Raw genomic sequence first — 11,154 nt, forward strand, 5'->3', positions numbered from 1 at the left:
GAGGCCTGCCCAGGTAAAGTAGTTGCTGCGACCAAGGACGAAGTCTGGAAGCTCATGGAACTCCACGCGGTGGTCGCTCATGGAGAGGACCCCAGCTCGTGGGACGCCGACACTCGAGAATATCTGGAAACATTGATTAAGCCGGCTTGATAAGATCAGTGGGGCTTCGACGCCCAACGAGATATCGGCCTTGAACTTCGATTTGGATCGCTTGGTGACGAATGGCGACTTTGTTAAGAAGGACCGACATGGGCTGCCAACCAGCTAATCATGCAAGCTGTAGGGATAGGCAGCTCTGAGCCCTGATGAGACATGGTTAACCTTCTGGTTGATTGGTGAAAAGCAGCCTTTCTGCTAAAATGCAGCCGTGGAAAATGTGGGATGGGAGGAGAAATCATGTCTTGGAATGTTTCAGGGGAACTCGTCGAAACCTGCAGTTGCAACATGCTTTGCCCATGCTGGTTTGGACAGGCCGACCTTATGCTCATGGACCAGGGGTATTGCGCAACATCCCTGTTGATACGCGTTCGCGAGGGCTCTCATGAAGGCGTGGAGCTTTCCGGTCAGAACGCGATTGCCTCGTTTCATTTTCCCGGGCCGACTCTATTCGACGCGAACGGCACCGGACGAGTTTATATTGACGAAAACGCCAGCGATGCACAGGCAGCGGCATTGGAGACCATCTTGCAGGGTGCGTCCGGCGGCGGCATGGAAGTACCAGCAAGCCTGTTGTCGACCTGGCTTCCGACCAAACGCGCCGGGATCAGCGTGACAGAGGCTGAAAGCGAACTAACGGCAAGCGTGGCCGGTGTGGGCGAGATGAAATCCCGCCGTCTGGTCAATGACCTCGGCAACAAGATGAAACTGCAGAACGCCGCGTTCAGCCTCGCCTTCGGTCATGAGGGGCATGAAGGTGATCTGGCTCCTAGTGACGGCACCACCTGGAACGACGCGGATATGCCCGTGACCTGGACAGGCCGGTCGGGTGTGGTCGGACAAGTCGTCTGGGCCGGCTGAGGCCGGGCTGGACCGTCAGGCCATCATAATGAATGCTGTAGGAGTCGCACGACGGGATCGGGTGCTGGTGTTGGCAGCCTTAGTAGCGCTCTCTGCGCTGGCGTGGGCCTATACAATTTACCTCGGGCGAGGTTCGACCTCGATGACGTTGGTCGGTGACGTGGCCATGCCGATGATGATGCAGTGGTCAGCCGCGGACTTTGTCTTCATGCTTATGATGTGGGCGGTGATGATGTTTGCGATGATGCTGCCTTCAGTCACACCCGCCGTAATGATCTACGAACGGGTGCGCGCGAAGCGGGAAGACGCAGGGCGCCCCTTCGTGCCAACGGGCAGCTTTGTGGCAGGGTATCTGTTGGTTTGGCTGGGGTTCTCGCTGGCGGCCACTGTATTGAATTGGTGGCTGCACGCGGGCGACGCGCTTTCCTCCATGATGGGGAGGGTTGCCCCGACCGTGGGCGGCGTGATGCTTATATTCGCCGGGTTGTTCCAATGGACGCCACTCAAGAACGCTTGCCTGGAGCATTGCCGCTCGCCCATGAGTTTTCTGACGGCTCATTGGCAAGAGGGAACCCTGGGTGCCGCGAAGATGGGGCTTCACCACGGGGTCTACTGTCTTGGCTGCTGCTGGATGCTGATGGTGCTGTTGTTTGTGTTGGGCGTCATGAACCTGCCGTGGGTTGCCGTTCTTACAATCGTAGTCGTGGCGGAAAAGACGTTGCCATTCGGGCGGATTCTGAGTCGAGGATTGGGCGTGGTTTTGATTGTCTGGGGCGGGTGGCTGATCATGCTCGCCTGAGTAAACGTTGGTGCATTCACAGGCTGGATAAATGCCACCGTAGAGCGATCTTCAACACGTCACCGGGCAAGCAATTTCTGCGGGAGTTTAAGTTCCGCTCCGAACCCAAAGCGGAAATAGGGGAACTGGTGTGCTAATCTGTTGCAAGACCATTCAGATTTGCTGGAGTTGGCCATGACTCACATCGAACACCTAAAAACAATATGCGAACTTGAAGGGCTTCAGGTCGTCGATGTTGGTGCGGGTGACGGCGTCTATTCGCGAGACTTGTACGCTGCAGGAGCCAAAGTCATCGCAATAGAAATCGATCCGGGCAAAGTTGCTAAGGCCAAAGAAAATCTACCAAAAAACATCGACGTCAGGCTTGGGGCTGCTGAAGACCTACCTCTCGAATCGGGTTCACAGGACCTAGCGTGTTTGTTCTTCTCTCTTCATCACATTCCAGTGGAGGTTCAGCACAACGCTTTCACTGAAATTCACCGCGTTCTTGGAAACAGTGGGCGGTTGCACATCGTGGAGCCCTATCCTTATGGAACAATGTTTGAGGTCATTCGATTGGTAGAAGATGAAACCCTCGTTCGATCTCATTCACACTAAACACTTAGCCACTTGGACGGAGTAGACGGATTTTGGCTGGAAAACAAAAGAGATTACGTCCTTACTCGTGAGTACCCGACTTTCGACGCGTTCCTAAAAAAGATTGTTTGGCCGGATCCAGATCGTTCTAGAGCTTATGCAAAGGTTTCTTCCGACATGGAAGATACATTCAATCGGTCAGTCGAGATCCTTGATGGACAGATCGTGTTACACCAGCCGTGCGCGGCATACCACTTTATCGTTTCAAATTAGCGGCTGTCGTACCGTGAGATCCAGCTCCGTATAGCAATTTCGCCCACAAAGCGATCCTTGGAGATTTTTCCATGAAATCATGGACGCGGCCTTGGATTCGGCAAAGCAATTGGCCAGTAACCTCCGGCAAGCAGCTGCAACTAGCCCAATGCAGACTAGAGTTCGTCCTATCTTAGTTTTTCAAGAAGTTTCAGTCAGGTTCGCGCGAGTGTCGTTGATATACCGCGACAACAAACTTCCGAATGGCTCACTTGGTCAACCGATCTTCCGAGTATACATTCGGGTCGATGATCGCGACTATGTCGCTGCCGCTATCCTCCAAGCCAAGTCTTTCGCACAACCGTGCTGATGCAACGTTGCCCGGAGCAATGCCTGTCTTGAACCCAGTTGCGCCAAGCTTTTCATGAGAGTGTATCATAGCTTTGGCTCCCAAGACTTTTGCTACACCTTCGCCCATGCGTTCAGGCTTGGTCGAAAGTTGCCCCCATTGAGCGCGACGATGCAGCCTACTGCTGGGCGGATGGCACAGAACTGAGCCCGCGGTTGCAACGGGAGCACCTGAGCTGTCAAAGACGACCATCGCAAATCCGGGGCGAGACAATCCGCGCATAACCGGCCCTATTGGCGGTAGAACACCGTGGCTCATTGCGACTTCTGCGAAAGCTTCAAGCCATTCTGGCGGAGAGTCTCGATCAATCACACGTACGGTCAAATCCTCGGGCAACGCCCGTGTGGCAATTATTTTCCGAGCAATGTCAACACAGTTCAGCCCGCCAAGATAACAAGCTATTGTGTCGGTTTTTAATCCCTGACTTTCAATGACTTCTCGCGTCTTTGCCACCTCCTGACGCGGTATGCTTTCTATCGCCGTGATGCCAAGTATTCGAGCCATTGCAACGGCATCATCCAAAGCCCCGCTGTACTCGTTGGCAATTTGAATACCGCGCCCATGGCTACAAAATCGAGGGTCATCACCCAATAGCTGGATAAGATGCTCACCCATGGTCGACATGCGTCGCTGTGCATCACTTCCAAATACTTCCATAGGTTATCCTTTGGGCCGCCGCAAAATGGTTCGACGATGATCGTTTGATATGAGTTGCGTCGTCAAGCGCACGTCAGACGCGAGACCGCGACGAAAAGAGAGTTATTGGTCTAGGGCGAATGTCAACTATGTCCGCAGTGCGGTTACTCACGACAATTCGACGAACGACCGCACCGAGCCCAAAGCGGACACATATTGAATTTCTTGGCCGTATCTACAGAAACCACAACCCATAGGTTGCATGATTACCAGCGCGATCGTCGCTTGGATGCTCCACTTGGCTTGAAAACTAGCCAACTAGAAATGCGGCGCGACGCCAAGGCAAAATTCTCAACATCAATCTGGATCAGTTTATGCAGTTCTGAATTCCATCAAGCAGGCAAGATATTGTGGTTAATCCTGAACAAGTTGGTGGGGTCATAACTACGCTTTATCTTAGACAGTTTCTCGCCATTCTCGCCATACGCTCCGGTCATGTGGTCTGCTTCGTCTTCCGGCATGAAATTGACATAGGCACTACCGCTCGCATGCGGTTGCATCTGGTCGTATAGCTTGCGCGCCCATTCGATACATTGAGCATCCTTGCTGGGGTCCTCCCAACGCGTGTGAACATTCATGATGAAGTGAGCAGATCTTTGGGGATAAGCGGTTGAACCGGCCTCGACGCGCGCCATTGCTCCGCCCACATGGGCAATAAAAACTTCACACGCGGGGTCAGGAAGGCTGGAAATCGCTTCCAAGAGTCCTGAGATTGCATCTGAAGAAAGCGCATCGAAATCATGGCTCTTCCAGTAATTTCTGGCGCCTGGCGTCAACAAAGGATCAAAAGCGGCCTGCCAGTCTACGAATTTGTGAGGAGATATCACATCGGCGATTGGGTCACCTAGTGCGCGTAATGCTGCCATAGCTTTTTCACCTTCCTCCATCGGCCCGCTATAGCAGGCTGCAAAGACCAGCACCTCTCGCCCATGCCACTCAGCTGGCAGAAACGGTAGAGGAGGCGCTTTCCGCATCACGCTCCAGACGGTCAGCTCATCCGGGGAATTGTCTGCAATCGTAGCAAATTCAGCGAGGAGCTCTGGCGCATTTTCTATCGGATGAACTATGAGGCCGGACAGGACATCGGGTCCTAGCTCATGCAGTTGGAATTCAAATGAGGTTACGACACCGAAGTTTCCACCCCCACCGCGGATAGCCCAGAAAAGTTCAGGGTGACTTGTAGGGGATGCAGTTACAATAGCTCCGTCCGCAGTCACGACTTCCGCTGAGAGCAGGTTGTCGATCGTCATGCCAAATTTCCGAGTGGTCCATCCAAAGCCGCCGCCAAGAGTGAGGCCCGCGATGCCCGTGGTTGAGTTGATGCCAACGGGAACGGCAAGCCCATGAGCCTGAGTTTCGCGATCCACATCTCCAAGCAGTGCTCCCGGCGCAACCCGAGCGGTCTTGTTGACAGGGTCGACGTGAACAGATCGCATCTGGGACAGATCGAGCATCACAGTTTCATCTGCGACAGCGTGCCCAGCAATCTGATGCCCACCTGACCGAACTGACATAACGAGGTCGGTCTCTCGCACGAAATTCACTGCCTTCTGCACATCGCTTGCCCCCAGAGCGCGGATCACGAAACCTGGGTAACGTTCGAACATGCTGTTCCACGTTGTTCTTGCGTCTTCGTATTCCGGGGTGCCTTTCTGGTAGACCCCGCCGCGAAGTGATGCATCAAGAGCGTCCAAGGTGTCTTGATGCACAATAGCTGTACTTCCGTCGAGTGTCTTCAGGTCAAACATGCGTAAGCCTCCCAATAGTCAGGTCAGGCTTCTTGCAGGGCTGCCTCAGCTAATTGCTATTTCCGTCGCGTTGTCTCGCGAAGTCGTTTCATTGAGTTGGGAAAAAATGGCTGCCGGTCAGGCGAATATTGCCGGATCAATCCGATCCACGGGTGTTATGACATCGGCAGGAATATTCAGGCGCTCAGCCGCCTTCCTGAGGCTCTCCTCATCAGGGGCTTCGTACAAGCAGTATGTTTTGCGCTTATCTGCACTTAGAAATGAAAATATCCATTCAACGCCGACTTCGTCATTGATTTCTTTGATGTGAATTTTGTCATCATCGCTGACGTTTAGTTGCTCGGCAAAGTTTCGTTCAATTATGTACCTAGGCATAAAGTCCCCCAAATAATTCAAGTGCCTTAACTCGCTACTCCTTCGAGCTTTGACTTTAGGGAAACCATACCCAAATCTTGCGAAATTGCCAACGCTTCGCCTTCCAGTTGAAACGCCTGTTCCACATCCTTCGGGCGTCCCCTTCGCCTCAATGCTGATGCATAAGCTGTCTTGCTGTGAGCGATCCAGGGTGGGCATTTCATGCGAGTGTCAATTTCTATAGCCTTCTGGAACATCATCTCAGCAGCATCCCAGTCTTTCAAAACCGTGCCCAAACTGCCGAGGCGTCGCGCCGCCGCACCTGCGCACACCGTCGTTGCCCCTGCAGTAATCGTCAGTTCTTCGTACGGAGCCAGTAAATCATAGAGCGTCTTGGCATGTTCTTGATGTTCAATGGCGACACATATGTCAGTCAGATAAGATAAGGTCGTTGAATACATAGCGTCGAGTGGAAGATCGAAGCCATTGTCGGCCATTTCATTCAGTATACGTTCAGCGGGTTCCTTGTATCCGAGCTCGGCCGCGATAAGGCCAAATCCTGGTCTCCACGAAATGTCTTCGGGACTGTCCGTCATCAATTTCTTGATCACAGGCGCGACCTCGTGCAGCCGGTTTTGCTCGCGGCGGATAGTGAACATCTGAACCCCGTAGACGCCCTCAACATGCTCCCCATGGGTCTTTCGACCGATCTTCACGGCCTCGGTGGCGTGTTTTTCCGCTTGGCCAAAATCGCCGTCCATAATTGCAACCATGGCCTGTGCGTGTTTCTGAACCCAGTAGAGTTGCAAATGATTGTCCTTTTCCGAAATCTCGGTGAGCAAGCCCAGAGAATGGTCCATCAACTCACGGTCTGCCATCTCGGCACCTACAAACAAGCTGAGAGTCCGGTCTCGACCCTGATCGATACTGCCAAGATGCTCGGCCACACCATGCATAGCCTCCAGATTTTCGCGCCAATGGCGGGTTTCTCTTCCCTTGCGCGCAACAAAGGGTGCTCCAAAATGCATCATCATTACTGAGAACTGGGATTTATAGTCGCCCAATTTTGCGGCCAGTTCCATGGATTGCTGGCCGAAGCGGGCACCTTCGGAAAACTGACCTACAAACATATGGGCGCGCGCAAGTTGGCTCATCAATCTGCACCGACGGACTTCATCATCATCGGGCAAACCTTTCAGCGCATTATCACAGAGTTCGATCGCCTCGCTGTGCCTTTCGCTGGACATCATGCAAGAGTCAGCGAAGTGATTGGCCGCGTCAGCCGCTAGCTCCACGTTGCTCACCGCCCGGGCCGCGTTGGAAGCGTCCTTCAGAACTGCTATCCCTTCTGGCAATTGGCCCAGACTGTCATGGCTGCGGCCGACTAGAATCTTGCCTTTGATCAATTCTGTATTGGTGTCTGAGCCAAGTTTTTCGGCAGCTCTTAAAGTTTCCTTGGCGTTCGTCATCGCTTCTTGGCTCGCGGATCGCACCAACGCCATTTCTGTCGCAACCTGCCATTTTTCAAACGCGGCACTCCAGTCCTCAGCCTCAGATAGGTGGCGCGCGATAAGTTCAGGGCGGCGCTCAATCTCAGATGACCTTATCCGCATCAAAGCACGCGCCACGTCTGCGTGCTGTTGTCTCCGAGTTGAACTCAACATGGATTGATAGGCGGTATCGCGAATAAGTGCATGGCGGAAAACGAAGTGCCCGCGATTGTGCCCGCTTTCAAAGATCAGGCCTGTTCGCGAAAGCTCTTCGAGGCTTTTGTTGATATCAGATTCTTCAAAGCCTTTCGCGGCACATAGTATGCCCGGCTCAAACTCCCGGCCAATAACCGAACCAGTAAGGGCGACCTGTTTTGCCTCTGGCGAAACTGCGTCGAGCCGCGCCATCAACGCGCCTTTCAATGACGATGGTATGTGGCCTTGCCCCTGCTCGCCGGATTCGACAATGGCTCGGGTCACTTCTTCCACGAACAAAGGAACCCCATCGGTTTTTTCAACTATTGTAGAGATCAGAGCTTCGTCCGGTCTCTTGCCTGTAATGTTTTCGACAAGGTTTGAGACATGCGCAGAATCGAAACGGCGCAAAACCAGAGACTGAACGTGTGTGTCCCCATCATCACGGGCCAATTCCCACCCGGGTCTGTGGGTTATCAAGATCATCAGAGGAAGATCGGTGCATATCGACTTAAACCGCTCCAACAATGCTTGTGTGGAAGGATCGATCCAATGAGCATCTTCTACGCACAACATAACCGGACGTACGCTTGACCGCACCTGCACCGTGTGGATCAATGTTTGGATTGTTATGTCGCGCTGCTCCTGCGGTGACATCTCGAGCACCTTTTGGGCGAGGGCACTACGAGGTGCGACCAACGCTGCAAAGACAGGCAGAACTTGTTCCCAGTCCAACCCTGGTCGTCCTTCAAGCATTTTTCTGACATGCTCAAGGATCAGATTGTCATCAAAGTCCGGTTCAACACCCGCATCCTGGGATATTCGTTGGGCTACCGGATGAAAGGGGCTGCTGCTGAGATAGGGGGAACAGTTCAGCCTTATGACATCGACTTCGTCGTTTTCGGTGATTACAGCAAGGAATTCCTCTGTAAGCCGCGACTTTCCTATTCCGGCTTCACCGGAGAGCAGAACAACGTCTCCGTGGCCATTCTGAGCACGTTGCCATGATTGCAGTAAAATTCCCTTTTCGTAGTCCCGGCCAACCATGACGCTGTCGACATCGTCTCGATGTGAGGCCTGAAACCGGCTTTCCGCGCTGCGCTCTGACATCACTTTCTGAAGACTACGTGGTTCAGCAAACCCCTTAAGCTCTGCCTGCCCAAGAGATTTAAACTCAAATATCCGATGTAAAGCTGTCTCGGTTTCCTCAACTGACAAAACGACTGAGTTTGGCTCTGCATGTTCTTGAATCCGTGCCGCAAGATTGACGACCGGACCAGTCATGGCCGCCTCCTCATATGTATTTTCGCCAATGGTATCGCCGACCACAACATCACCACTCGCAACTCCCAGTCTGACTGACAAAGGCTCTCCGTCAGGTGTTTTGAGTTCTTTGACTCGGTGAACAGACTCAAGACTAGCTTTTACCGCCCGAATTGCGTGATCTTCGAAAGCCCGCGGCCATCCGAAAAACACGAGCAGACCATCGCCCAAATACTTTGCAACGTAGCCACCATATCGGCTCACGGCTCCTGCAACGGCATCTTGATAGTTCTGTAGCAAGTCCCGCATGTCTTCGGGATCAAAGCGATTGGTGAGTTCAGTCGAACCGACAAGATCGGCAAACAAAACAGTTACGTGACGCCTCTCTGCAGTAGGCGGTTCGACATGCTTCTGTTTGCGCGGATCATCACTTTGTGAATTGACTGAGGTGGGCGCTTGTTCATGAGCTGCTTGTGACGGCGAGATTGCGTGCTGTTGGCCGACTAGCTCGTGAATTGCAGCGAGGATGATTTTGCGGTGACCAAGGCTTACTCCGAGCTCTTTTAAGTCGTCGCCAGATAGTAGTGGCAGAACACGCGCATCAATATCGTTTTCCGCAAAAACATCTGCGTACTGACTCAGGTCGAGATCAATTAACCATTTGTCTATTTCAGCCGACATCTTTGGATCATGCTGAGATACGCGGCACTAATCAAGAAAAACGCTTTCAAAATGAACTGACTATTTAATGAATGGCGTCTGCTTTCATTTATCTTCGGGTCACTCTACAATTCCGGCTCTTGCCACCGCGTTCTAGATTTACACGACTGGCTGATTGGCTGCACGCGTTTGATGTTTTGCCTTTGAAGGCGACTTTGTCCGCATTGTGCGAAATTGGCTGGCCTGAGATTTTGCGCTTGCAGCGAACGGCAGGTTCGACGGGCCGCGCCGCGGCATGACAAACTGTGGGTCAACGGCGGGAATGGGCCGGGCGTGACGGGGACGGACGCCATGATTTGGCAGATACGGCGCCGAATCCGATGACTGCTACGAGCCCAGAGCGGACCCAACCATTAGGCAGTCTAAGTCAACTGGTTTTGTAAAACGGTAAAGTAATGGCATGGCGGTGAACTGCGGCGAGTTATGATATAGTTGGCGCAGCTACGACTGACGGAGGATTTCTTGATGCTACGTTTCAGTATCGCCAATTTGTTCCTTTTCCCGGTTCTAACGGTGGCTCTGTTTTCGCAGGTTGCTCAGGCAGATGATATTTTGCAGGCGGCCAGTAATGGTGATGCCGAGGCGCTGGAGGCGTCGCTCGCTGCCGAAGGAAGCGTTGATCCAACCAGTTTGGAGCGGCCTTTGTTCTTCGCCGCTCAATCCGGCCATACCGACATTGTTGCAATCCTTCTCGAACATGGCGCAGATGCCAACGCAGCGCTCGACTTTGGTAGTCCGTTGCAAAAGGCAGCCCGTGGCAACCATGAAAAGATAGTTGAACTTTTACTGAAGGCGGGAGCAGACCCAAGCGCACAGGCCGGCGATAAAGACTATACTCCGCTTCATAATGCGGCCGAGAGAGGCTCACTGGACGCCGCCAAAGTTCTTGTCGCTTATGGTGCAAATGTAAATGCACGAGAGTTTTGGGGTGTGCCGCCGATCCATCTGGCCACAATAAAAGATAAAGCAGAGATGATTTCGTTTCTCTCAGAAAGCGGTGCACAACCAATCGAACCGCCGCCCATATCCGAAACTGAATTGGCGATCGCCGACCTTGAGCTCGGGCGGATTTCAGCGATTGGTTGTACGCAATGCCATATTATCTAAGAAGGAACCGTGCCATCCGGAGCGCACAATCACGGTCCGTCGCTCATAGGTGTTGTCGGACGCACCAAAGCGGGTGTTGAAGGTTACAAATACTCAAACGCAATGGCTTCCCTATCCAGTGATTGGAACATCTCAGAACTCAATCAATTCATCGCCGATCCCGTAGGGCGTGTTCCCGGAACAGAGATGGCATTGATGCCGGATCTATCGGACGCCGAAAGGGTCGCTTTGATTGCGTTCCTTAGCACGCTTCGAGCGCAGTGAGCCAATATCAATACGCTAGTACAGGCAATCGGGCTAAGGTCCGCTTTGTCCGAAACTCGGACATAAAACCTATTTTGCTGAATGCCCGGTCTCGGTGAAAGCAGACATCACACAATATCGACTCGGTTTTTCGACTTAAATGTCTGCTTCCTGCCGGAAACGGTCATTCCCGAAAACCATCGGAAGTTCCGCCTTGCGGACCAAGCCGCCCTCAGATGGTATCGCTTGCATGTCTGCGTTACATTGGAGCGGTCGTCGCCTAGA

General features: G+C 52.9%; 11 protein-coding genes. 7 read left to right on the forward strand and 4 right to left on the reverse strand.

Annotated elements, in window-relative coordinates; translation table 11 throughout:
- From AC2FI9_RS22370 to AC2FI9_RS22385, 4 genes are all read left to right on the forward strand, one after another.
- A partial coding sequence (locus tag AC2FI9_RS22370) for a DUF1059 domain-containing protein (protein ID WP_496770919.1) occupies positions 1 to 150 on the forward strand: 150 nt, incomplete at its 5' end.
- Positions 151 to 396: 246 nt separating this feature from the next.
- Positions 397 to 1,017, forward strand: a complete 621-nt coding sequence (locus AC2FI9_RS22375; RefSeq protein WP_496770904.1) for a DUF1326 domain-containing protein — start codon at positions 397 to 399, stop codon at positions 1,015 to 1,017.
- A 28-nt stretch (positions 1,018 to 1,045) separates the two neighbouring features.
- Complete coding sequence (locus AC2FI9_RS22380; RefSeq protein ID WP_496770906.1) at positions 1,046 to 1,816, forward strand: DUF2182 domain-containing protein; 771 nt, start codon at positions 1,046 to 1,048, stop codon at positions 1,814 to 1,816.
- Between the two features lie 174 nt (positions 1,817 to 1,990).
- Positions 1,991 to 2,413 carry a class I SAM-dependent methyltransferase gene (locus tag AC2FI9_RS22385; RefSeq protein WP_496770908.1) on the forward strand — a complete coding sequence of 141 codons (423 nt, stop codon included), beginning with the start codon at positions 1,991 to 1,993 and terminating at the stop codon, positions 2,411 to 2,413.
- Positions 2,414 to 2,912: 499 nt separating this feature from the next.
- Here the strand turns inward: AC2FI9_RS22385 and AC2FI9_RS22390 are convergent, their stop codons facing one another.
- The 4 genes from AC2FI9_RS22390 to AC2FI9_RS22405 form a co-directional block, all read right to left on the reverse strand.
- Positions 2,913 to 3,710, reverse strand: coding sequence for a GNAT family N-acetyltransferase (locus AC2FI9_RS22390; protein ID WP_496723839.1), 798 nt, complete (start codon positions 3,708 to 3,710; stop codon positions 2,913 to 2,915).
- Between the two features lie 371 nt (positions 3,711 to 4,081).
- Complete coding sequence (locus tag AC2FI9_RS22395; protein ID WP_496770910.1) at positions 4,082 to 5,497, reverse strand: FAD-binding oxidoreductase; 1,416 nt, start codon at positions 5,495 to 5,497, stop codon at positions 4,082 to 4,084.
- Between the two features lie 117 nt (positions 5,498 to 5,614).
- Complete coding sequence (locus AC2FI9_RS22400) at positions 5,615 to 5,872, reverse strand: DUF4242 domain-containing protein (protein WP_058283661.1); 258 nt, start codon at positions 5,870 to 5,872, stop codon at positions 5,615 to 5,617.
- Positions 5,873 to 5,898: 26 nt separating this feature from the next.
- Positions 5,899 to 9,480 carry an adenylate/guanylate cyclase domain-containing protein gene (locus AC2FI9_RS22405; protein WP_496770912.1) on the reverse strand — a complete coding sequence of 1,194 codons (3,582 nt, stop codon included), beginning with the start codon at positions 9,478 to 9,480 and terminating at the stop codon, positions 5,899 to 5,901.
- Positions 9,481 to 9,984: 504 nt separating this feature from the next.
- Here AC2FI9_RS22405 and AC2FI9_RS22410 point away from each other — a divergent pair.
- From AC2FI9_RS22410 to AC2FI9_RS22420, 3 genes are all read left to right on the forward strand, one after another.
- Positions 9,985 to 10,626: an ankyrin repeat domain-containing protein gene (locus AC2FI9_RS22410; RefSeq protein ID WP_496770914.1), complete on the forward strand. Its 642-nt coding sequence runs from the start codon at positions 9,985 to 9,987 to the stop codon at positions 10,624 to 10,626.
- 102 nt (positions 10,627 to 10,728) lie between these two features.
- The gene (locus tag AC2FI9_RS22415; protein ID WP_496770916.1) at positions 10,729 to 10,890 is read left to right on the forward strand and encodes a c-type cytochrome; all 162 of its coding nucleotides are present in this window, start codon (positions 10,729 to 10,731) and stop codon (positions 10,888 to 10,890) included.
- 81 nt (positions 10,891 to 10,971) lie between these two features.
- A partial coding sequence (locus AC2FI9_RS22420; RefSeq protein WP_496770917.1) for a hypothetical protein occupies positions 10,972 to 11,154 on the forward strand: 183 nt, incomplete at its 3' end.

It is taken from the genome of Ruegeria sp. CDSA246 (assembly GCF_059611225.1).

Coding starts and splice junctions, on each gene's coding strand:
- AC2FI9_RS22375 (WP_496770904.1), top strand. CDS start 397: ATGTCTTGGAATGTTTCAGGGGAACTCGTCGAAACCTGCAGTTGCAAC.
- AC2FI9_RS22380 (WP_496770906.1), top strand. CDS start 1,046: ATGAATGCTGTAGGAGTCGCACGACGGGATCGGGTGCTGGTGTTGGCA.
- AC2FI9_RS22385 (WP_496770908.1), top strand. CDS start 1,991: ATGACTCACATCGAACACCTAAAAACAATATGCGAACTTGAAGGGCTT.
- AC2FI9_RS22390 (WP_496723839.1), bottom strand. CDS start 3,710: ATGGAAGTATTTGGAAGTGATGCACAGCGACGCATGTCGACCATGGGT.
- AC2FI9_RS22395 (WP_496770910.1), bottom strand. CDS start 5,497: ATGTTTGACCTGAAGACACTCGACGGAAGTACAGCTATTGTGCATCAA.
- AC2FI9_RS22400 (WP_058283661.1), bottom strand. CDS start 5,872: ATGCCTAGGTACATAATTGAACGAAACTTTGCCGAGCAACTAAACGTC.
- AC2FI9_RS22405 (WP_496770912.1), bottom strand. CDS start 9,480: ATGTCGGCTGAAATAGACAAATGGTTAATTGATCTCGACCTGAGTCAG.
- AC2FI9_RS22410 (WP_496770914.1), top strand. CDS start 9,985: ATGCTACGTTTCAGTATCGCCAATTTGTTCCTTTTCCCGGTTCTAACG.
- AC2FI9_RS22415 (WP_496770916.1), top strand. CDS start 10,729: ATGGCTTCCCTATCCAGTGATTGGAACATCTCAGAACTCAATCAATTC.